This window comes from Mesorhizobium sp. M6A.T.Cr.TU.014.01.1.1 (assembly GCF_004022765.1).
GTDB lineage: Bacteria > Pseudomonadota > Alphaproteobacteria > Rhizobiales > Rhizobiaceae > Mesorhizobium > Mesorhizobium mediterraneum.
Genome location: NZ_RZPG01000040.1, coordinates 22,782 through 44,606, shown reverse-complemented (window position 1 = coordinate 44,606; position 21,825 = coordinate 22,782). Strand labels below are relative to the sequence as shown.

The 21,825-nt window shown below is 63.3% G+C and carries 22 protein-coding genes; 11 read left to right on the top strand and 11 right to left on the bottom strand.

The window, feature by feature from the left end; genetic code table 11:
• The 6 genes from fdhD to EN885_RS30810 all read left to right on the top strand — a co-directional run bounded on the left by fdhD (window position 1) and on the right by EN885_RS30810 (window position 4,160).
• Window positions 1-831, top strand: coding sequence for a formate dehydrogenase accessory sulfurtransferase FdhD (gene fdhD / locus EN885_RS30835; RefSeq protein ID WP_128243791.1), 831 nt, complete (start codon window positions 1-3; stop codon window positions 829-831).
• On the top strand, window positions 821-1,126 hold the full coding sequence (locus EN885_RS30830; RefSeq protein WP_095482997.1) for a formate dehydrogenase subunit delta: 306 nt from the start codon (window positions 821-823) through the stop codon (window positions 1,124-1,126). The genes fdhD and EN885_RS30830 overlap by 11 nt, the downstream gene beginning before the upstream one ends.
• Before the next feature lie 127 nt (window positions 1,127-1,253).
• Window positions 1,254-2,807, top strand: coding sequence for an alpha/beta fold hydrolase (locus EN885_RS30825; RefSeq protein ID WP_095482998.1), 1,554 nt, complete (start codon window positions 1,254-1,256; stop codon window positions 2,805-2,807).
• A gap of 108 nt (window positions 2,808-2,915) precedes the next feature.
• Entirely contained in the window at window positions 2,916-3,389 is a 474-nt protein-coding gene (locus EN885_RS30820; RefSeq protein WP_095482999.1) for a carboxymuconolactone decarboxylase family protein, read from the top strand.
• A gap of 83 nt (window positions 3,390-3,472) precedes the next feature.
• Window positions 3,473-3,835 (top strand): nuclear transport factor 2 family protein, encoded by a 363-nt coding sequence (locus EN885_RS30815; protein WP_128243792.1) that lies wholly within the window; start codon window positions 3,473-3,475, stop codon window positions 3,833-3,835.
• 10 nt (window positions 3,836-3,845) lie between these two features.
• Window positions 3,846-4,160 (top strand): hypothetical protein, encoded by a 315-nt coding sequence (locus tag EN885_RS30810; protein ID WP_095483000.1) that lies wholly within the window; start codon window positions 3,846-3,848, stop codon window positions 4,158-4,160.
• Between the two features lie 135 nt (window positions 4,161-4,295).
• Here the strand turns inward: EN885_RS30810 and EN885_RS30805 are convergent, their stop codons facing one another.
• From EN885_RS30805 to EN885_RS30775, 6 genes are all read right to left on the bottom strand, one after another.
• Entirely contained in the window at window positions 4,296-5,723 is a 1,428-nt protein-coding gene (locus EN885_RS30805) for a gamma-aminobutyraldehyde dehydrogenase (protein ID WP_095483001.1), read from the bottom strand.
• A gap of 29 nt (window positions 5,724-5,752) precedes the next feature.
• A complete protein-coding gene (locus EN885_RS30800; RefSeq protein WP_095483002.1) occupies window positions 5,753-6,568 on the bottom strand; it encodes an ABC transporter permease in 816 nt (271 codons plus the stop codon).
• Window positions 6,558-7,523, bottom strand: a complete 966-nt coding sequence (locus EN885_RS30795) for an ABC transporter permease (protein WP_095483003.1) — start codon at window positions 7,521-7,523, stop codon at window positions 6,558-6,560. Before EN885_RS30795 ends, EN885_RS30800 begins: the two co-directional genes overlap by 11 nt.
• Window positions 7,524-7,773: 250 nt before the next feature.
• Complete coding sequence (locus EN885_RS30785) at window positions 7,774-8,772, bottom strand: ABC transporter ATP-binding protein (RefSeq protein ID WP_095483004.1); 999 nt, start codon at window positions 8,770-8,772, stop codon at window positions 7,774-7,776.
• Window positions 8,773-8,953: 181 nt separating this feature from the next.
• Window positions 8,954-10,108 (bottom strand): ABC transporter substrate-binding protein, encoded by a 1,155-nt coding sequence (locus EN885_RS30780; protein WP_095483005.1) that lies wholly within the window; start codon window positions 10,106-10,108, stop codon window positions 8,954-8,956.
• Between the two features lie 124 nt (window positions 10,109-10,232).
• The gene (locus tag EN885_RS30775) at window positions 10,233-11,159 is read right to left on the bottom strand and encodes a LysR family transcriptional regulator (RefSeq protein WP_095483006.1); all 927 of its coding nucleotides are present in this window, start codon (window positions 11,157-11,159) and stop codon (window positions 10,233-10,235) included.
• A gap of 85 nt (window positions 11,160-11,244) precedes the next feature.
• Between EN885_RS30775 and EN885_RS30770 the strand changes: the two genes are divergently transcribed.
• Both EN885_RS30770 and EN885_RS30765 read left to right on the top strand, forming a co-directional pair.
• Window positions 11,245-11,694 carry an Rrf2 family transcriptional regulator gene (locus EN885_RS30770; RefSeq protein ID WP_095483007.1) on the top strand — a complete coding sequence of 150 codons (450 nt, stop codon included), beginning with the start codon at window positions 11,245-11,247 and terminating at the stop codon, window positions 11,692-11,694.
• Window positions 11,684-12,601, top strand: a complete 918-nt coding sequence (locus EN885_RS30765; RefSeq protein WP_128243793.1) for an NAD(P)/FAD-dependent oxidoreductase — start codon at window positions 11,684-11,686, stop codon at window positions 12,599-12,601. The genes EN885_RS30770 and EN885_RS30765 overlap by 11 nt, the downstream gene beginning before the upstream one ends.
• Here EN885_RS30765 and EN885_RS30760 read toward each other — a convergent pair.
• Window positions 12,598-13,374, bottom strand: coding sequence for a DeoR/GlpR family DNA-binding transcription regulator (locus tag EN885_RS30760; RefSeq protein WP_128243794.1), 777 nt, complete (start codon window positions 13,372-13,374; stop codon window positions 12,598-12,600). The genes EN885_RS30765 and EN885_RS30760 overlap by 4 nt on opposite strands.
• Before the next feature lie 435 nt (window positions 13,375-13,809).
• Here EN885_RS30760 and EN885_RS30755 point away from each other — a divergent pair, with 435 nt between their 5' ends.
• Both EN885_RS30755 and EN885_RS30750 read left to right on the top strand, forming a co-directional pair.
• Window positions 13,810-14,694 (top strand): phosphotransferase family protein, encoded by an 885-nt coding sequence (locus tag EN885_RS30755; protein ID WP_095483010.1) that lies wholly within the window; start codon window positions 13,810-13,812, stop codon window positions 14,692-14,694.
• Window positions 14,691-17,144 carry an FAD-dependent oxidoreductase gene (locus EN885_RS30750; RefSeq protein ID WP_128243795.1) on the top strand — a complete coding sequence of 818 codons (2,454 nt, stop codon included), beginning with the start codon at window positions 14,691-14,693 and terminating at the stop codon, window positions 17,142-17,144. Before EN885_RS30755 ends, EN885_RS30750 begins: the two co-directional genes overlap by 4 nt.
• A gap of 105 nt (window positions 17,145-17,249) precedes the next feature.
• On the opposite strand, the gene EN885_RS30745 is transcribed toward EN885_RS30750, so the two are convergent.
• The gene (locus EN885_RS30745) at window positions 17,250-17,882 is read right to left on the bottom strand and encodes a class I SAM-dependent methyltransferase (RefSeq protein WP_128243796.1); all 633 of its coding nucleotides are present in this window, start codon (window positions 17,880-17,882) and stop codon (window positions 17,250-17,252) included.
• A gap of 160 nt (window positions 17,883-18,042) precedes the next feature.
• On the opposite strand from EN885_RS30745, the gene EN885_RS30740 reads away from it, so the two are divergent.
• Window positions 18,043-18,945, top strand: a complete 903-nt coding sequence (locus EN885_RS30740; protein ID WP_128243797.1) for a phosphotransferase family protein — start codon at window positions 18,043-18,045, stop codon at window positions 18,943-18,945.
• Window positions 18,946-18,947: 2 nt separating this feature from the next.
• Here the strand turns inward: EN885_RS30740 and EN885_RS30735 are convergent, their stop codons facing one another.
• From EN885_RS30735 to EN885_RS30725, 3 genes are all read right to left on the bottom strand, one after another.
• On the bottom strand, window positions 18,948-19,868 hold the full coding sequence (locus EN885_RS30735) for a DMT family transporter (RefSeq protein ID WP_127205403.1): 921 nt from the start codon (window positions 19,866-19,868) through the stop codon (window positions 18,948-18,950).
• A gap of 146 nt (window positions 19,869-20,014) precedes the next feature.
• On the bottom strand, window positions 20,015-20,266 hold the full coding sequence (locus EN885_RS30730; protein ID WP_127205404.1) for a hypothetical protein: 252 nt from the start codon (window positions 20,264-20,266) through the stop codon (window positions 20,015-20,017).
• Window positions 20,267-20,386: 120 nt separating this feature from the next.
• On the bottom strand, window positions 20,387-21,673 hold the full coding sequence (locus tag EN885_RS30725) for an amidohydrolase family protein (protein ID WP_128243798.1): 1,287 nt from the start codon (window positions 21,671-21,673) through the stop codon (window positions 20,387-20,389).
• Window positions 21,674-21,825 lie beyond the last annotated feature (152 nt).

Below are 21,825 nucleotides of genomic sequence, written 5' to 3'. Positions count from 1 at the left end.
TTGAGCGCGCGCCGCAAAGCCACGACGCAGATCTCGCGGCTGGCGCACCGCGCCGGCGGCACTGCGGCCGCCAACCGTATGGTGCCGGAAGAGACGCCGGTGGCGTTCTCCTTTGCCGGCACCACTCATGCGGTGATGATGGCAAGTCCCGCCGATTTCGAGGATTTCGCGCTCGGCTTCTCACTGACCGAAGGCATCATCGCCGACCGCCAAGAAATCGCGGCGATCGAAATCGAAGATCACGGCGCCGGCATCGACATCCAGATCAGCTTGAAGGACCAGGCCAATACGCGCTTCGAAGCGCGGCGCAGAAGGCTGGCCGGACCGGTCGGCTGCGGGCTGTGCGGCATCGAATCGATCGAGGAAGCGATGCGCTCGGTCGAGGCCGTCGGTTCGTCAAAACTTACGCTTGCGGCCGAAGATATCATCCGCTCGGTCAAGCTTCTGTCGAGGGTGCAGCCGCTGCACGCCGAGACCGGTGCGGTGCATGCCGCCGGCTTTTACATCCACGGCAAGGGCATCGTCATGGCGCGCGAGGATGTCGGCCGCCACAATGCGCTCGACAAGCTGGCCGGCGCACTGGCCAAAGCCGGCATCGACGGCACCTCGGGTGCCGTCGTCGTGACGTCGCGCGTTTCGGTTGAGATGGTGCAGAAGACGGCGGCGATAGGTGCTGCCTTCATCATTGCCGTCTCGGCACCGACGGCACTTGCCATCCGCACCGCAGAAGAGGCTGGCATGACGCTGGTGGCTCTCGTACGCGGCGATGATTTCGATATTTTCACCCACCCCGAACGGGTGGTTTCTGGAGTTGCCAAGCATGTCGCATGACGAAGGCCACATCATGAGCACCGGCGAGAAGCTGGTCCGCATGGCCAACCAGATCGCAGCCTTTTTTCACTCCAAGCCGCGCGAGGAAGGCATTGCCGGCGTCGCCGAGCACATCAACAAGTTCTGGGAACCGAGGATGCGGCGGCAATTGTTCGAAATGCTGGACAGCGGTGGCGAAGGCTTCAACGAGCTTGTCGTGGCCGCCTCGGTGAGGATCAAGCGGCCGAGTGCGCCGGAGGGCGCAGGTTTTAGCGCGGACGGGAGGGCCGAGATCGCCGCAGCGTCACAGAAATAGGCCAGCAAACGTCTCTTTAGCTGCCGCCGGCTTACATTCAACCTCTCTAAAGTTGCATCTGCCGCAATCCGCGCGCCTCTGCTATGATCCCGCGACCAGAAATCGTCGGGCCGGGCGGACAAACCTCGTGAGGCCGATCGAAACTCGATACGCCCGAAGCGGCGACGTGCGGATCGCCTACCAGGTGGTCGGCCAGGGATCGTTCGATCTCGTTTTCGTGCCGGGCTTCATTTCCAATCTCGATCTGCACTGGGAAGACGAGGGTTACAGCCGTCTGCTGAAACGGCTTTCAGAGTTCTCGCGGCTGATCCTGTTCGACAAGCGCGGCACCGGCCTGTCCGATCGCGTCGATGCGCATCACCTGCCTAGTCTCGAAACCCGCATGGACGATGTGCGTGCGGTGATGGATGCCACTGGCAGCGGCCGTGCGGCATTGCTCGGTGCTTCGGAAGGCGCGCCGATGGCGATGCTGTTCGCCGCCACCTATCCGGAGCGGACCCGGGCGCTGGTGCTCTATGGCGGCTATGCACATTTCCACAAATGGGTGATGCCACCGGAACGCCTCGACGCCTTCATCGAGATGGCGGAGACCGCATGGGGCACCGGCGCCACCTTGCCTCATTTCGCGCCTGGCCGGGTTGACGATTCCCGTTTTGCAACATGGTGGGGGCGCTTCGAGCGGCTATCGGCGAGCCCGACGGCGGCAGCTGCCTTGGCGCGCATGAATGCGGGGATCGACGTGCGCGGCGTGCTGGCGGCGATCAGCGCACCAACGTTGCTGATCCATCGCCGCAACGATGCGCGGGTCGATCCCGACGCCAGTCGTTTCCTGGCCAAAAAGATCCCGAATGCCCGCCTGGTCGTGATCCCTGGCCGCGACCACCCGATTTGGACCGGCGACGTGGACCGGGTGGCCGACCTGATCGAGGAGTTTCTAACCGGCGAGCGCGCTGTCGCCGAGGCGGAGCGCGTGCTAGCCGCACTTCTAGCGACCCGCATCTACGATACCGCGCGCCTCGGCGACCGCATGTGGAGCGAGCGCAGCCAGCGTTTTCAGGAAACTTGGCGGCTGCTGGTCGGGCGCCATGGTGGCCGCTCTGCTGGAACGCATGGCGAGCTGATGATGTCGCGCTTCGACGCCCCGGCGCGTGCCATACGCTGTGCGGCGGCGCTGCGCGACGCGGCACAGAAGATCGGCGTGGCCACAGCGCAAGGTGCGCATGTCGGCGAGATCGAGTTGCGCGGACCGCCGGCGGGGCTGACAGGGCGCGTGACGATGCAGCTTGCCGCCCATGCCGGCAGCGGCGATATCCTCGCGTCCCGGCTGGTCGCCGATCTGGCAACCGGTTCGGGCCTTCATTTCACCGATGCCGGGCGGATCGCGCTTGACGAACTCGATGAGCCGCTCGCCCTGGTGCATGCGACGTCCGAACAGCATCTGGAGCCCGCCTGCCGGCCCAAAGCCCGGATGACCGAGCCGGCAGCGCTGACGGCACGCGAAAGCGAGGTGGTGAGCCTGATTGCCGACGGCAAGAGCAATGCCGCGATTGCCGCCGAACTCAGGCTGAGCGAGCACACGGTCAAGCGCCACGTCGCCAACATATTGCTCAAGCTGGATCTGCCGTCGCGCGCGGCTGCGGCGGCGTTTTCTGCCAGGCACGCTGGCCCGGACGGGCCATGAGAGCCATGGCGCTTTCGGGCGAAGCGGCCACGGAAGCGTAAGCGTATCAATTCTCTCCGCAGGCCAGGCGGATGTCGCCGAGAAAAGGCACCGCGAAGGGAGGATGAAATGTTGAAATGGAAGATCCAATCATTGGTGATGGCAGCAGGCATTGGTGCGCTCCTGACTGTTGCCCCGGCAAAGGCCGAGGATGCTTCGGCAACGGCTGCCTACAAGGATATCCAGGCGACGCTCGGCTCGGTGCCGGACATGTTCAGGACACTGCCGGACGTCGCGGTCGCCGGCGCCTGGGCTGAGATCAAAGGGGTGCAGCTCAACCCGAAAACCGCGCTCGATGGCAAGACCAAGGAGTTGATGGGCCTCGCTGTCGCTGCGCAGATCCCCTGCCAGTACTGCATCTATTTCCACACGCAGGCAGCCAAGCTCAATGGCGCAACCGACGAGGAGATCAAGGAAGCGGTGGCGATGGCCGCGATCGTGCGCCACTGGTCGACGATGCTCAACGGCAGCCAGGTCGATCTCGCGACTTTCAAGCAGCAGGCCGATGAGGTGTTCGCCGCCGTCAAGGCGAAGTCACAGTAGAAAAATCACTCCCCGGCGATGAACGCCGGACAGCGCCGATCAATCAAACGCCCGCTCGTGAAGACGGGCACATGGAGGATACAATGGTGACCAAGACACAGGCCGTGGACGGCGCGGCGATCAAGAAAGCGATCGAAGGCCGTGACGGAAAATTGCTGTCGAGCTTCTTTGCCGACGACGCGCTGGTGCGGGTAATCGACCGCAACAATCCGCCGAGCAAGCCGCGCGAAATCCGCGGGCGCGCGGCGATCAGCACGTTCTGGGACGACATCTGCAGCCGGGCGATGACCCACAAGGTCGACACCACCATCGCCGACGGCGACAACCTCGCCTTCACCCAGGCCTGCGACTACCCGGACGGCACAAAAGTGTTCTGCGCGGCGATGCTGGAGCTGAAGGACGGCCAGATTGCGCGGCAGACCGTCGTGCAGGCATGGGACGAGTGAGGAGGCGGCCATGTTCAGCGCCAGATGGCAGATCGACGCCAAGTTCGGGCACAAGCAGGCAGTGCTCGACTTGTTGAAAAAATGGGAACGCGAGATCGGCTCGCAGGTCGGTCTCGCCGAGCTTGAGTTCCAGATCATGACCGGTTCGATCGGCGCACGGGAGGCGACGGTCGAGTCACACCACCAGGTCGAAAGCCTGGCACAACTGGAGGAATTCTTCGCCAAGATCGGCAAGATCGACGCGCACGCCAAATGGGGGAAGGAGATGGAGCCCTATGTGGTGTCGGGCACCAGCCTGTGGAACATCTATCGCATTGTGGAGTAGCGCTCTTCTGCCCGTTAACGGGAAGAAGATGCCGGCAGGCAGATAAGGGGCAGCGCCAAGTTGGCAGAAGCTTGTGCTGCCCCTCATCCGCCCTTCGGGCCACCTTCTCCCCGTGAGCGGGGAGAAGGGAAGGCGCTAGCCGTGTGCCACCATCACATGCCGCACGGCGGTATAATCCTCCAGGGCATAGAGTGACATGTCCTTTCCGTAGCCGGACTGTTTCAGCCCGCCATGCGGCATCTCGTTGGTCAGCATGAAATGGGTGTTGATCCAGGTGCAGCCATATTGCAACCGAGCGGCTGTCGCCATGGCGCGCGAGACATCCTTGGTCCACACCGAGGACGCGAGGCCATAGTCGCTGTCATTGGCCCAGCTCACCGCCTCGTCGACTTCGGAAAAGCGAGTGACCGAGACGACCGGCCCGAACACTTCGCGGCGCACGATCTCGTCTTCCTGCAAGGCGCCGGCGACGACCGTCGGCTGGTAGAAGAAGCCGGAGCCCTCGCCCGGCTTGCCACCGGTGGTGATCTCGATGTGCTTCAACTCGGAGGCGCGTTCGACGAAGCTCGAAACGCGGTCGCGCTGGCGGCGTGAGATGAGCGGCCCGATCTCGTTCTCGGTGTCGTCGGGGCGGTTGTACTTGATGGTCGAGACGGCCGAGGAAAGGTCGGCGACAAGCTTGTCGTAGATCTTCTTGCCGGCATAGATGCGACAGGCGGCGGTGCAGTCCTGGCCGGCATTGTAATAGCCGAAGGCGCGCAGGCCGTTGATCACCGCGCCCAGGTCGGCGTCATCGAAGACGATGACCGGCGCCTTGCCACCGAGCTCGAGATGGGTGCGCTTGACCGACTTGGCGGCCGCCTGCAGCACCTTCTTGCCGGTGGCGACATCGCCGGTGATCGAGATCATGTTGATTTTCGGGTGGTTGATCAGCGTGTTGCCGACGCTGTCTCCGCGGCCGAGCACGACATTGACGACGCCTTCCGGCAGGATCTCGGCTAGTATCTTCGCCAGCTTTAGCGCCGTCAGCGGCGTCTGCTCCGACGGTTTGAAAACCACGGTATTGCCGCCGGCGATCGCCGGCGCCAGCTTCCAGGCCATCATCATCAGCGGGTAGTTCCACGGCGCGATCGAAGCGACGACGCCGATGGCGTCGCGCCGGACCATCGAAGTGTGGCCGGGGATGTATTCGCCGGCGACCTGCCCGGGCATCGAGCGGACGGCACCGGCAAAGAAGCGGTAGCAATCGACGATCGCCGGGATCTCGTCGTTGAGCACGGCATTGATCGGCTTGCCGCAATTGAGCGCCTCGAGTGCGGCGAAATCCTTCGCGTCGGCCTCGATGCGGTCGGCGATCTTCAGGAGATAGCCCGCGCGCTGCGCCGGCGTGGTGCGCGACCAGGTGACGAAAGCCTTTTCGGCCGCCAGCACCGCTGCCTCGATCTGCGCCTGGCTGGCTTCAGGCAGGTTGAGGATGGTCGCCCCGGTCTTCGGATTGAGGATCGGCTCCTCGGTCTCGGTGCCCTTCTCGAATTTCGAGCCGATCAGCATCTTTGTGTCCATGGAAGTCTCTCCCTTATGGATTTTTGACGTCATTTGCCCGAACCGGCGATCTGGTCGCCGTCGCGGGTCAGGTAGTAGGCGGCGAGGATGGGCAGCAGCGTCACCAGCACGACAACCATGGCCACGACATTGGTGACCGGGCGCTGGCGCGGACGGATCAACTCCTCCAGCATCCAGATCGGCAACGTCTGTTGCTGGCCGGCGGTGAAGGTGGTGACAATGACCTCGTCGAACGACAGCGCGAAGGCGAGCATGCCGCCAGCGAGCAGGGCGGTGGCGATGTTGGGCAGCACGACATGGCGGAACGTCTGGAAGCCGTCGGCGCCAAGGTCCATCGACGCCTCTATCATCGAGCCGGAGGTGCGGCGGAAGCGGGCGACGGCGTTGTTGTAAACGACGACGACGCAGAAGGTGGCGTGGCCGAGCACGATCGTCCAGAAGGAGAACGGAATCTCGGCCAGCGAAAAGGCCGAACGCAACGCGATGCCCGTGATGATGCCGGGCAGCGCTATCGGCAGGATGACCAGCAGCGAGATGGTTTCGCGGCCAAAGAACCGTGTTCGCGACACGGCGGCCGCGCAGAGCGTGCCGAGGACCAGGGCGACGGCGGTTGAGATGGCAGCGACCCGGACCGACAGCGACAGCGCTTGCCAAACGTCCGGGCGGTTCCAGGTGACAGCGAACCACTGCGTCGTCAGCCCCGGCGGCGGCCAGACGAAGCTCTTTTCCTCGGTCGTGAAGGCATAGATAAAGATCAGGAGGATCGGCAGATGCAGGAACAGCAGGCCGCAGGCGGCGGCGACCTTCAGGCCGAGAGGAGCGGGTTGTGAGCCATCAGAGCGCATCGAAAGCTCCCATGCGCTTGGCGCCCCAGAGATAGAAGCCCATGATGACGATGGGCACCACGGTGAAGGCGGCGGCAAGCGGAATGTTGCCGGCGGTGCCCTGCTGCGAATAGACGGCCTGTCCGATGAACAGCCGCGAGGTGCCGATGATCTGCGGGATGATGTAATCGCCGAGCGTCAGCGAGAAGGTGAAGATCGAGCCGGCGACGATGCCCGGCAGTGCCAGCGGGAACAGCACGTTGCGGAAGGTCTGGCCGGGCGAGGCGCCGAGATCGGACGAGGCCTCGACCAGATTGCCCGGCACGCGCTCGAGTGCCGCCTGCACCGGCAGGATCATGAAGGGCAGCCAGACATAGACGAAGACGATGAAGGTGCCGGTGGACGACACCGACAGCGAATTGCCGCCGACGATCGGCAGCAACAGCCAACCATCAACAAGCCATAGAAGATGCAGCTTGGCGAGCAGCCAGGTCAGGATGCCTTCCTTGGCGAGGATGAGCTTCCAGGCGTAGATCTTGACCAGATAGCTCGACCACAGCGGCAGCATGATGCCGAGATAGAACAGCGCCTTCCAGCGGCCGCGCGCATAGCGCGCCGCGTAATAGGCGATGGGGAAAGCGATGACCGCCGAGGCGAGCGTGACCAGGGCCGCCATCGTCACCGTGCGCAGGATGATGTCGAGATTGGCGGCCTGCAGCAGATCGCCATAGGTCTTCAGCGTGAATTCGCGGTTGATGAGGCCGGAGAATTCGTCGATCGAGAAAAAACTCTGCAAGAGCAGCGCGAACAGCGAGCCGATATAGACGATGCCGAGCCACAGCACCGGCGGCAGCAGCATCAACAGCAGCAGCAGCTTCGGCTTGCGCCAGAAGACGTCGGACAAGGCGCCACGCATGCCGCCGCTTCCCGGCAGGATGGCGGGCGCGGGATTGGAGTTGAGCACGGCGATTGTCATGACGCCGCTCTGTCTTGGCGGAGGAAATATGAGAGGCCGCGATCCTTCGCGCCCCCCTCTGTCCTGCCGGACATCTCCCCCACTTGGGGGGAGATTAGCTGTCGCGACTGCTTTCGCAAATCTCCAACATTGCAGGATTGGCGGCGAGCTCGAAGCTGCCGATCTCCCCCCAAGTGGGGGAGATGTCCGGCAGGACAGAGGGGGGCGCCGTGGAGCGCCTCACTCAGTCCACTAGCTACCTTCAGCGCCATCATCCGGGCTCGTCCATCAGATGCAGATGCTCGCGGTTGAAGGTGAGCATGACCGCCTCACCCTCCCTCGGCAATTTCGCACCCGCTGGCACGATGGCGTGCAGCCTCAGCCCGTCGGCATCGAGCGCCAGTCTTGTCGTGGCGCCGAGATAGTTGGTCGAGACGAGGCGAGCGGCAACGCCGTCGCCCTTGGCCGCTCGACCAATGCGAATGGATTCAGGACGCAGGCTCCCCCAGCGATGCTGGCCGGAATAACGCTGGACGAAATCAGGCGGCAGCACATTGGACGAGCCGACGAAATCGGCGACGAAACGCGTCTTCGGGCGCTGGTAGATGTCCTCCGGCGTGCCGATCTGCATGACCTTGCCGTCGTTGAAGACGGCGACGCGGTCGGCCATCGAAAGGGCCTCGCCCTGGTCATGGGTGACGAAGACGAAGGTGATGCCGAGCGCCTTCTGCAGCGACTTCAGCTCCTCCTGCATGTTCTCGCGCAGCTTGAGGTCGAGCGCGCCAAGCGGTTCATCGAGCAGCAGCACCTTGGGCTGGTTGACCAGCGCGCGAGCGAGCGCGACGCGCTGGCGCTGGCCACCGGAGAGCTGGCCGGGACGGCGGGCGCCGTAGCCCGGGAGCCGCACCAGCGATAGCGCCTCCTCGGCTGCCTTGTGCCGCTCGGCTTTCCCGACTCCCTTGACCATTAGCCCATAGGCGACATTGTCGAGCACGTTCAGATGCGGAAACAGCGCGTAGTCCTGAAACACGGTGTTGACGTTGCGGCGGTAAGGCGGAACGCCTTCGGCACGTTCGCCGAAGATGGAGATCGAGCCCGATGTCGGCTGCTCGAAGCCGGCGATCAGGCGCAGGCAGGTCGTCTTGCCGGAACCGGAAGGCCCAAGCATGGCAAAGAACTCGCCCGGCACGATGTCGAGATCGACCATATCGACGGCGCGCACGCTGCCGAAATGGCGAGAGACTTTGGCGAACGAAACGGCTGGTGTCATGGGCTGTCCCAGGCTGATCAAATTCAGGCGACGGCGCTGCCCTCATCCGCCTGCCGGCACCTTCTCCCCGTATAGTGACAGGGAGAAGGGGGCTTACCTAAACGCCGGCGTCCTCCCTCTCCCGTCGGGGAGAGGGTGAGAGTGAGGGCAGTGATACGTTCTCAGAACGAGTGAGACGAACTCACCGCCCGCCGATGACGCCAATGTAATCCGACACCCAGCGATAGTAAGGCACGCACTGGTCGTTCTGGGTGGCGCATTTCGACACTGGCGTCTTCCAGAACTTGATCTTTTCGAAATTGTCGTAGCCGTTGGTCTTGCAGCCTTCTTCGCCGAGCAGTTCGTTGCCTTTGCAGGCAGCCGGCACCACCGGCAACGAGCCGAACCAGGCGGAAATGTCGCCCTGGACTTTCGGCGACAGCGAATGTTCCAGCCACATATAGGCGCAGTTCGGGTGGGCTGCGTCGGCCTCCATCATGGTGGTGTCGGCCCAGCCGGTGACGCCTTCTTGCGGAATAGTCGAAGCGACCGGTTTCTTGGCGGCAACCAGCGTGTTGACCTGGTAGGGCCATGAACCTGAAGCAACAACGCCTTCGTTCTGGAAGTCGTCGACCTGGATGGCGGCGTCATGCCAGTAGCGTCCGACCAGCGTGCGCTGGACGCGCAGCAGATCTAGCGCGGCCTTGTACTGATCCTCGGTCAGCTCGTAGGGATCCTTGATGCCGAGCTCCGGCTTGTGAAACATCAGATAGTTGGCGGCATCGGCGACATGGATCGGCCCGTCATAGGCCTGGACGCGGCCCTTGTTCGACTTGCCGTCAGGCAAGGTCATCTCCTCGAAGACGACGTTCCAGCTCTTCGGCGCTTCCTTGAACACCTCGGTGTTGTACATCAGCACATTCGGGCCCCACTGGTAGGGGACGCCGTAGTGGACGCCGCCGACCGTGAACCACGGCGCATCCTTGAGCCGGTCGTCGACCGTCTTCCAGCTCGGGACGAGATCGGTGTTGATCGGCTGGACGCGCTTGCCGGCGACGAGGCGCAGCGACGCGTCGCCCGAGGCGGTGACGAGATCGAAGCCGCCCTCATTCATCAGCGCGACCATTTCGTCGGACGTGTTGGCCGTCTTGACGTTGACCTTGCAGCCTGTGTCCTTCTCGAAGGACGTGACCCAGTCGTAGCCCTTGTCAGTTTCGCCGCGCTCGATGTAGCCGGGCCAGGCGACAATGTTGACCTGGCCTTCGCCCTTGCCGAGTTCCTTGACCTGAGCGATCGCCTGGCCGGAGAAGGTCAGCGCGACCGTCAATGCAGTGCATGACTTCAGGAATGAATTCATCGTCGATCTCCCATTTGAGGGGCCGCACTGTCGCGGCGGCTTGGTCCCGACCGTGAAGGTGCTGCGAAATTTCCGGTTTCGCAAATTCATTTATCAGAAAGGCGATATCGGTTTTTCCGATAGATCAGCGGCCAATCTTCTCCGGTCGCTGACGGACCATGCGCTGCGATTGGGCAAGCCCGATGAAGTCGCGTGCGGCCTGCGGCAGGCCGGAGCCGCGCCGCCAGACCATGCCGACCTGCACCACCGGCAAAGAGCCCGAAATATCGCGCGATTCGATGCGGTCGCCTTCGAGCGACCATGGCCGGTAGACGAGGTCGGGCAACAACGCCACACCGGCGCCGGTGGCGACGAGGCTGCGCACCGCCTCGACAGAGCGGGTGCGGAAGGCGACATGCGGCTTGGCGCCGATCGCCGCCAGCAGTTTTCCGGTGTTCTCCTCGATCTCGTCGACGGTCAGCATGATCAGCGGCTCCGAGGCGATGTCGCCAATGCCGATGATGTCGGCGCCGGCCAGCGGGTGGCCGAGCGGCAGCCATAGCCGGTAGGCCGAGACTTCGAGAATTTCCGATTGCAGCGCGGTGCGATCGCGCAGGTTCGAGGTGACCATGACGGCGATGTCGAGCTTGCCTCCGATCAGGAGGTGCTCAAGGTAATCGCCATTGTCCTCGATGGCCGAGACCTCAACGCCCGGGTAGGCACGTCGATAGCGGGCGAGAAGGTCGGACAGCACATAACCGGCGACCAGCGAGGTGACACCGAGCTGGAGCCGGCCGCCTGCGGCCGCTTGCTCGCCGAAGAAGGCGCGGCGCGCATCGGAAACGTCGGCAAGAATCTTTGTCGCGTGGCGCAGGAACTGATGGCCCTTGTGGGTGATGTTCAAGCCGCGCGGGTGGCGCTCGAACAGCTCGACGCCGAGATCGTGTTCCAGTTCCTTGATCGCTTCGGTGACCGACGATTGCGAGATCGACAGGTTCTGCGCAGCACCCGACACCGTGCCTTGTTCGGCGACGGCGATGAAGAACTGCAATTGGCGGATGGTGAAGGCCATGGCCGGACTAAACACGGCGAAGGCGGCGCTGGGAAGTGGGCGACGGGCGCTTGACGACCGCGAGACTCGTAACTAAGTAAGTTACATGAAACGAAACAGCAGACTTTCCTCGACCCTGCACATTCTCGTCCACATGGCCGAGACGCAGGAGCACGCGCTGACCTCCGAGCAGCTCGCCACATTCATCCACACGAACCCGGTCGTCGTCCGCCGGACCATTGCTGGCTTGCGCGACGCTGGCATCGTCACCTCGTCGCGCGGCCATGGCGGCGGCTGGCAGCTTGGCCGTGCGCCCGAGAAAATCTCGCTGGCCGAGATCAGCGCCGCCCTTGGCGAAACGCTGCTGCCGTTCGGCACCGAGCCGGAAAGTCCCGGCTGCCTTGTCGAACAAGCGGTGATAGCGGCGCTCGATGATTTTCGCGTCGAGGCCGAGAGGCTGCTGGCGGAAAAACTCAGTCGCATCACGCTCGCCGATCTCGCCGCCGATTTCCACCGCCGTTACGAGTTGATTGGAGTGACCAGCCATGCAGTATGATCTGCCAGCTACGCAGTATGATCTGATCGTCGTCGGCGGCAGCTTTGCCGGCCTGTCCGCCGCCATCCAGGCAGGACGGGCCCGGCGCAACGTCCTGGTGATCGACGCGGGCCAGCCGCGTAACCGTTTTGCCGAACATTCGCACGGGTTCCTGGGACAGGACGGGCGCGCGCCCGGCGCAATCCTGGACGACGCAAGACGGCAGCTGCTGGCCTATCCGACAGCCAGGGTCGTCGTCGGATTGGCGAACAAGGCCGCTGCCGCCGGTTCCGGCTTCGAGATTATGACTGATCGCGGCGAGACATTCGGCGCGGCGCGGCTGGTGCTTGCCACCGGCGTGCGCGATATCCTGCCGGATGTCCCCGGGCTTGCCGAGCATTGGGGAAAGAGCGTGCTGCACTGTCCTTATTGCCATGGTTACGAGGTGGCCGGCGGGACGCTTGGCGTGCTGGCAACCGGCCCGATGGCAGTGCATCAGGCGCAATTGATCGCCGACTGGGGTGACGTCACGCTGTTCGCAAACGGCATGTTCGAGCCGGACGCGGAACAAATGCTTGCGCTGGAAAGGCGGACCGTACGGTTCGAGCCGGCCGGCGTGGCGGGGCTGGAAAAGGATAGTTCGGGCGGGCTGATCGTCAGTCTCGAAGACGGCCGCAAAGCCGGCATCAAGGCGCTGTTCACCGCGCCGCGCAACACCATGGCGAGCCCGCTGGCCGAACAGCTTGGCTGTACTTTCACGGAAGGCTTTCTCGGCCCGGTGATCACCGTCGACGACCGGCAGCAGACGACCGTGCCCGGCGTCTATGCCGCCGGAGATGCGGCACGTTCGATGCACAACATCGCCTTCGCGGTATCAGGTGGCGCCTTCGCGGGCGTATGCGCCCACCAATCGCTGGTTTTCGATTAGATCCCGATCTTGCCATCCGCAATACTGAGCCGTGCGCCGGCCTGGGCAAGGGCCGCGGCGATATCGCGCGGCGGCGGCCGGTCGGTGGCAAGTTCGGAAAAGCCCTCGAAGCCGCAGACCTGAACCAGGCCCTGGCGGCCGAACTTGGTGTGGTCGGTGATGACGAGCGAGCGCTGGCCGCGCGACAGCACCATGCGGGCGATTTCCGCCTCTTCCAGATCATAGTCCATGACGCCCGTGACGGCATCGACCGCACCGGTGGAGATCACCGCATGATTGACGGAAAAGCGGCTGACGAACTCAATGGCCGAGACGCCGAAGGCTGCGCCCGAATCGCTGCGCAATTCGCCGCCGGCCATGTAGACCTTGTTGCCGTTGACGGTGGCCAGCGTGCGGGCGATGTCGGAGGAGTTGGTGACTACCGTCAACCGCCGGTGGCCGAGCAGCTCGCGAGCGAGGAAAGAGGTGGTGGTGCCGGTGTCGAGCATGATCGATTCGCCGTCGCGAATGGTGGCGGCAACCATGCGGGCGATGGCGCGCTTGGCATCGGCATTCTCGCGCATGCGCCGCTCGAATGGCGCCTCGCCGGCCATCGACGGCAGGCCGACGGCGCCATGCATCTTCAGGATCGAACCGTCACTGGTCAGCGGCTTGACGTCGCGGCGCACGGTCTCCAGCGAGACGCCCAGCCGGTCGGCCAGGCTGGCGATAGTGACGGTGCCCTCCTCCTGCAGGAGACGCAGGATTTCGCCATGCCGCTTCGAATGGACCATCGAGCTTCGCCAATCGGATTGTTGCGCTGCTGACCGCTTCTAAGGCAAATTCGCCACAGTACACAAGGAATCCTTGCGAATCCGGGCAAGAAGACAGAAAAAGCCACAAGTTTTCGTTGACAAGCCAGATCACATGGCGCGACACTAGCTAGGTGATAGGCTCGGAACGGCCACGGGAGAACGATGGCAGAGCCGCATCAAAATTCGCTTACCCGAACGTCTGGAAAATCGTCCGGGGCAAGGGATAGGAATTCTTTCGAATCCGCGGGGGCGGATGCCGGCGTCGAAGAACCCGGCACAGGGGCTCGTCGGTGCGGTGCGGGATACCGATCCTGGCATCCCGCACCGACGAGATCTTCGCATTGCTCCCTCCTGCCGGCCGCCATCTTTGTCTCGCCCGCGGCGTCTTGAACCCGCCCAACGAGGGATGAACCTGTGACCGCCGAGGACCGCATCCGCGCGCTGCCCTGCTGGACCGGCAGCATCGAGATCGCTCCGCTGCCGGGCGGCCTGAGCAACGCCAACTATCTGGTCAAGGATGCGGCCGGGCGGCATGTCGTGCGCTTCGGTCAGGACTTTCCGTTCCACCATGTCTTTCGCGAGCGTGAGGTGATGACCGCGCGCGCAGCTCACGCCGCCGGCTTTGGGCCGGCCGTACGCCATACCGAGTCCGGCATCATAGTGACAGAGTATCTCGGCGCCAGGACCTTTGTCGCGGAGGATGTGCGCGCCAATATCGGCCGCGTCGCCGCCCTGATGCGCGGCTTTCATCGGGAGATGCCCAATCATGTCTCCGGCGCCGGCTTCATGTTCTGGGTGTTCCATGTCATCCGCGACTATGCGCGCACGCTGGAGGAAGGCGGCAGCCGCATGCGAAGCGAATTGCCGCGGTTGCTGACGCTTGCGGACGAGCTCGAACGGGCGCAGAAACTGCTGCCGATCGTCTTTGGCCACAATGATCTTTTGCCGGCTAATATTCTCGACGACGGCGACAGGCTGTGGCTGATCGATTTCGAATATGCCGGTTTCAACACGGCGATGTTCGACCTTGCCGGCGTCGCCTCGAACGCCGGCATGAGCGACGAGGAGTCCTTCGCCTTTCTGACCGCCTATTTCATGAAGGAGCCGGACGAGGCGATCCGCCGCTCGCATGCGGCCATGCAATGCGCATCGCTGCTGCGCGAGGCGATGTGGAGCATGGTTTCTGAACTTTATCTCGACGCGCCCGGCATCGACTATGTCGCCTATACCGACGAAAACCTGACGCGGCTCGATGCCGCGCTGGAAAACTACAGAACAAAATACGGACAAAAATCATGACATTGCCCGCCCATGCCGAGATCGTCGTCATCGGCGGCGGCATCATCGGCTGTTCGACGGCCTATCATCTGGCGCGTGACCACAAGGCCGATGTCGTGCTTTTGGAGCAGGGCAAGCTGACTTCGGGCTCCACGTGGCATGCGGCGGGGCTGGTCGGACAGTTGCGCTCGTCGGCCTCCATCACCCGGGTGCTCAAATATTCGGTCGATCTCTACAAGGGGCTGGAGGCCGAAACCGGGTTGGCCACCGGCTGGAAGATGACCGGGTGCCTCAGGCTCGCCACCAATGCCGACCGCTGGATCGAGTATAAGAGGCTGGCGACGACGGCGAAAAGCTTTGGCATGGACATGCAGTTGCTGTCACCGGCCGAGGTCAAGACAATGTGGCCGCTGCTGGAAACAGGCGATCTCGTCGGTGCCAGCTGGCTGCCGACCGACGGCCAGGCAAGCCCTTCCGACATCACGCAGTCGCTGGCCAAAGGCGCGCGCATGCATGGCGCCAGACTGTTCGAGGATGTGCGCGTCACCGGCTTCGATTTGAAGGATGGCCGCATCACCGCGGTAAAGACCAACAGGGGCGATATCGCCTGCGACAAGGTGGTGAATTGTGCAGGGCAATGGGCGCGGCAGGTCGGTGCGCTAGCCGGCATCAACGTGCCGCTGCAGCCAGTGAAGCACCAGTATATAATCACCGAAAAGATCGACGGGTTGGCGACCGATGCGCCGACGATCCGCGACCCCGACCGCCGCACCTATTTCAAGGAGGAGGTCGGCGGGCTGGTTATGGGCGGCTATGAGCCGAACCCGCTAGCCTGGACGACCGAACTACCCGGGGGCGACGTCCCTGCTGACTGGGAGTTCCGGCTGTTCGACGACGATTACGATCATTTCGAGCAGCACATGAACCAGGCGATCGCGCGGGTTCCGGCGCTCGAAACCGTCGGCGTCAAGCAGATGATCAACGGGCCGGAGAGTTTCACGCCCGACGGCAATTTCATCCTCGGCGTGGCGCCCGAATGCGCCAACATGTTCGTCGGCGCCGGCTTCAACGCCTTCGGCATCGCGGCGGGCGGCGGCGCCGGCTGGGTGCTGGCGCAATGGGTGGTCGGCGGCGAGGCGCCATTCGACCTGTGGGTGGTCGATATCAGGCGCTTTTCCGACTTGCACCGCGACCGGCAATGGGTCCGCGACCGCACGCTGGAAGCCTATGGCAAGCACTACACGATCGGCTTCCCGCATGAGGAGTATGTCACGGGCCGGCCGCGGATCGTGTCGCCACTCTATGAACGGCTGCAAAAGCATCGCGCTGTGTTCGGCTCGAAGCTCGGCTGGGAGCGGCCGAACTGGTTCGCGCCCGAAGGTGTCGAGCCGAAGGACATCTATTCGATGGGCCGGCAGAACTGGTTTTCGCCGGTCGGCGACGAGCACCGGCACGTGCGCGAACACGTCGGTATCTTCGACCAGTCGTCCTTCGCCAAATATGAACTGAACGGCGCGGACGCGCTGAAGGCGCTCGACTGGATCTGCGCCAACGACATCAGCAAGCCGGTCGGCCGGTTGACCTACACGCAGCTTCTCAACACGCGCGGCGGCATCGAGGCCGACCTGACCGTGGCGCGGCTCGGCGAAGAACGGTTCTACGTCGTCACCGGCACCGGTTTCAGGACGCATGATTTCTCGTGGATCGGCGACCATGTCGGCAAGGAGCTCGATGTGACGCTCACCGATGTCACCGAGGATTTCGGCACGCTGTCGCTGATGGGACCGCGTGCGCGCGACGTGCTGGCTGCGGTGACCGATGCGGATGTGTCGAACACCGCTTTCCCGTTCGGCCATGTGCGGGAAATCTCCATTGCCACCCACACCATCCGGGCGCTGCGCATCACCTATGTCGGCGAGCTTGGCTGGGAACTGCATGTGCCGATCGCGGCAGCGGGCGAGATTTTCGACACGCTGATGGCCGCAGGCAGGACATACAACATCCGCCCGGTCGGTTACCGGGCGCTGGAATCGCTACGGCTGGAAAAAGGCTACCGCGCCTGGGGCTCCGACATCACACCCAACGACACGCCGCAGGAGGCCGGTCTCGGCTGGGCGGTGAAACTCAGAAAGAACACGGATTTCCTCGGACGTCGGGCGCTGGAAAGCATCAGCGGCGCCGCACCGAAAAAACGCTTTGCCGGCTTTACGGTCGACGATTGCGAGATCGTGCTGCTCGGGCGCGAGACGATATTGCGCAACAACGAGCCGGTCGGCTACCTGACCAGCGGCGGCTATGGCTACACCATTGGCAAAAATATCGGCTATGGCTACGTGCGCAACGCCGATGGCGTCAGCGACGATTTTCTCGCCTCCGGCGATTACGAGCTGGTGGTCGCGATGGAGCGGACACCGGCAAAGATCCACCTCGAGCCGCTTTACGATCCGGCGGGAGAAAAGATCAGAGCCTAAAGCGCGTCGCGTCTGAAGGGATTCATGCGACGCGCTTTAAGTTCTTGTTTTTATGCATGTCGTTATCCCAAAACCGCTGCGCACTTTTGGGCGACATGCATTCGATCAGCTCACGCGCAGAACGAGGCCGCGGCTGGGCACCGTGTCCGCCTCGCCTGGCATAGACACATAGGGCGACGTCTCCTCGGCGCGCGTGACGATGCCTTTCGCCTCGAGCTCGGCAATCCGTGCGGAAAAGCCGGCGTCCCACAGCGTGTTCTTGACCGTCAGCACGATCACCCCGCCCGGCCGGCATATGCGGATCAGTTCGTCCAGCCCCTCTGCGCCGACATGGCCCGAGGTGAAGACGCCGGCCGATATGATCCCGGCATAGGCATTATCCGCGAAAGGCAGCGGCCCGCCGAGCGCCAGGCAGTGAAGCGCCGAATAGACGCCCTTGCGCTCGGCCTTGGCCAGCATGCCCGCCGATATGTCGAGCGCCTCAACATGCGGATAGCCTGTGATGGCAAGCCATTCGCCAATCAGCCCGGTGCCGGCCCCAGCATCGAGGAGCGGTGCCGCGCCGCGCGGCAAATGGCGGGCAAGCAAGGCAAGGCAGATGGTTGGATGGCGGTAACCGGCCGCCAACATGTCGGCGTCGTAGGTGTCGGACCAGCGGTCGTAGAGCGCCGCCACCTCCTCTGGCCGCTGCGCTGCATAGGCTGCGGCGAGCGCACCCTCATTTTTCCTGTCCGCCATCGCAGTCCTATCCGCAAAATCAAGTGCTGCAGCGACCTTTGCGCGTCCAACAGGGACGCACGGCGCTGGAGTGAATCGCATGCCGGCGATGATAGCCAAACGGTGAAATTTGTGGAACCGTCGTCGCCACAAATAAAGACGCGAAAGGGGGCGGAAAGCGATGGTGGACGAGGAAGCACGCGCGGCGCTTGCAGCCATTCCAATGCTGGCCGCCTACGAGGGACCGCTGGAGCGGCTTGGCGGCCTCACCAACCTCGTCTTCAGGGCTGGAGATGTCTGCCTCCGGATTCCCGGCAAGGGCACAGAGGAGTATATCAACCGCGCCAACGAGGCGGTGACGGCACGGGAAGCCGCCAAGGCCGGCGTCAGCCCCGAGGTGCTGCATGTCGACGGCGAGACAGGCGTGATGATGACGCGTTTCGTCGTCGGAGCCGAGACGATGTCGCCGGAAAAATTCAGGACCCGGCCGGGCAGTCCGGCGCGTGCCGGCGAAGCTTTCCGCAGATTGCATACATCCGGCGCCGTGTTTCCCTTCCGCTTCGAGCTTTTTGCGATGATCGACGACTATCTGAAGGTATTGTCGACCAAGGACGTCGCCCTGCCCACCGGCTATCACGACGTGGTACGTGAGGCGGAAACCGTGCGCTCGGCCCTTGCCGCGCATCCCCTGCCCCTCGCCGCCTGCCACTGCGATCCGCTGTGCGAAAACTTCCTCGATACGGGCGACAGGATGTGGATCGTCGACTGGGAATATTCCGGCATGAACGATCCGCTCTGGGATCTCGGCGACCTCAGCGTCGAAGGACAGTTTGATACGGCGCAGGAGGAAGAGATGATGCTCGCCTATTTCGGTGGCGAGCCAACGCCGGCGGAGCGCGGCCGCGTTGTCATCTACAAGGCAATGTGCGACCTGCTGTGGACGCTGTGGGGGCTGATCCAGCTTGCCAATAGCAATCCGGCCGACGATTTCCGCGCCTATGCCGACGGGCGTTTTTCGCGCTGCAAGGCGCTGATGGAGACGCCGGAGTTTTCAAGGCATCTGGCGGCGGTGCGCGCGGGTTAGACCTAATTTACGCCTTTCGGCACGTTTTCGGGCGGCACAGTGTCGACCACCTTCTGGCGATGGAAGATGAACAGGCCGGCCAGCACGATGATGCCCGAGCCGATCAGGATGCGCGGGCCGGGCATGTCGCCGAAGAAGGCCAGCCCGAAGATGACGGCCCACAGCAGCAGGCTGTAATGCAGCGGCGCCAGCGTCGAGGCGGGCGCCAGCTTCAGCGCCCTTGTGATCATCAGATGCGCGCCGCAGGAGACGATGCCGAGAAGCAGCATGGCGCCGAAATCGAGCGAGGACGGCGTCTGCCAGTTGCCGATGGTCAGCACCGCGCCGACTAGCAATGTGCCGATGGTTTGCCAGGTCACGAGCGAGGTGTCGCTGGTGCCGCGCAGCCGCCGGTTGAGGATGATGGCGAAGGCGAATGAAATGCTTCCGGCCAATGCAAAGGTCGACGACAGCGAAAACGCGGCCGAGGACGGTTTGAGCATGATCAGCACGCCGCAGAAGCCGACTAGGATCGCCATCCAGCGGCGCCAGCCGACCTTTTCACCGAGCAACAGATGGGACAAGGCCGCAACGTAGATCGGCCCCGCCATGTAGAAACTCATAACGTCGGCGAGCGGCAGGTAGACGACAGCGGCATAAAACAGCGCCGTGTCGAGCGTTGTCATAACGACGCGCAAGACCTGCAGCTCAGGTCGCTCCATGCGGAACAGCTTGGCCGTACCTTGACGCGCGATCATCGGGCCGAGCACGAAAAAGGCGCCGATCGAGCGGATCAGCACGACTTGGCCGACGGAAAAGCTGGCGACCAGCCATTTGCCCATCGCATCGTTCAACGCAAACAGGAAATCGCCGGCAAGCATCAGCAGAATGCCAGCCAAAAGCACGTTCCTGATCGTCGAATTCTGGGCTGTTGGCTGTGCCATGCCGATGTCGCTTCCTCCCGCATGAAAGCTCGGTGAGCAGCGTCGTAGACGCAAGCAGCCGCTTTGACGAGCGTAAATCGGGAACCCGGCCAGACCAGAGCCGGAAATCGGCTGGGCCTATACTGAAAGTCGCCGATTTGAACGGCCTACTTTGGCCGTGGCCGAAGGATGACCGGCCGATAGATCACGGGCCGGTCCCAGGGATCGAAAGCCGACGCGCTTCTCAGTTCCGCGCGCCGCGCGAGATCGATGCGCTGCAGACATTCCGCGAAGGCATCATTCTTCCTGGCGAAGCCGTAGGACCGGCATTTCGCCTCGTCCGCGGCACGACGGTCTTCTGCCGTCATGCAGCCTGAGATCGCCGCCAACGCGACCACCATCGCCGTCTTGTGCCACATGGTGTCCTCCTCGACATAAAACTGGAGCCTGATTGTAGACTTAAGGTTTGGACCTATCAATCTGATCGAAGCGCGCGGCTTGATGCAGGTTCAATGTCCTATTGGGCCTGCCATTATTGGTCATGAAATGGGCGGGCGATGCCTGCGGTTCACAGTTCCTGGCCGTCCTGCGATCGAGAGTCGCGTTTCCTGCTTGGCCCGCTCGGCCACCACCTTGCCCCTGGCGATGACGCAGAGGCGCTCGGGACGCAGACGCAAGGCCTCGACCGGATCGCCGGCATCGAGGACGACGAGGCTGGCGCGCTTGCCGACCGCCAGGCCGAGATCGTCGAGGCCCATGATGGCGGCGTTGACATTGGTGACCATGTCGAAGCAGCGCGCCATGTCGGCCGGGCTCGACATCTGAGCGACGTGAAGACCCATGAAGGCGACGTCGAGCATGTCGGCGGTGCCCAGCGAATACCAGGGGTCGAGCACGCAATCCTGGCCCCAGCCGACGCGGATGCCGAGGGCAAGCATTTCCTTAACCCGCGTCAGGCCGCGGCGCTTGGGAGATGTGTCGTGGCGGCCCTGCAGCATGATGTTGATAAGCGGATTGGGGATCGCCGAGACGCCGGCCTCGGCGATCAACGGCAACAGCTTCGAGACATAGTAATTGTCCATTGAGTGCATCGAAGTGAGATGCGAGCCGGCGACCCTGCCGTGCAGGCCGAGGCGTTGCGTCTCATAGGCTAGTTGCTCGATATGGCGCGACAGCGGATCATCGGTCTCGTCGCAATGCAGGTCGACCATAAGGCCGCGCTTTGCCGCGATCTCGCACAGTTCCGTCACAGACCGCGTGCCGTCGGCCATCGTGCGCTCGAAATGCGGAATGCCCCCAACGATGTCGACACCTATGTCGAGCGCCCTGATGGTGTTGTCGCGCGCCGTCGGCGAGCGGTAAAACCCGTCCTGCGGGAAGGCGACCAGTTGCAGGTCGATATAGGGCGCGACCGTCTTCTTCACGTCGAGCAGGGCTTCAACCGCCAGCAAGCGGTCGTCGCAGACATCGACATGGGTGCGGATGGCGAGCAGACCCATCGACACCGCCCAGTCGCAATAGGCGAGGGCGCGGTCGCGCACCGCCTCATGCGTCAGCAGCGGCTTCAATTCGCCCCAAAGCGAAATGCCTTCCAGCAACGTGCCAGACGCGTTGATACGCGGGATTCCCAGGGAGAGCGTGGCGTCCATGTGGAAATGTGGATCAACGAAGGGCGGCGAGACCAGATTGCCATGGGCGTCGATCGCCGTGCCCGCGGTGACGTTCAACTCTGGCTCGATGGCCGCGATCGTCTCGCCGATGATGCCGATGTCGGCGATTGTGCCGTCGGGCAGCATGCCGCCGCGGACGATAAGGTCGAAATTCATCTGTCGTCGTCCTCTTTCAGAATCACGTTACAGCGCCGCGCGTCCTCTTGGACGCGCAAAGGACGCTGCAGCACTTTGATTTTGCGCATGATCCCCAGCGAAAATCGAATCCGATTTCCGGGGCCGTGTGCATCGTGGAGCAAAAGACAGGT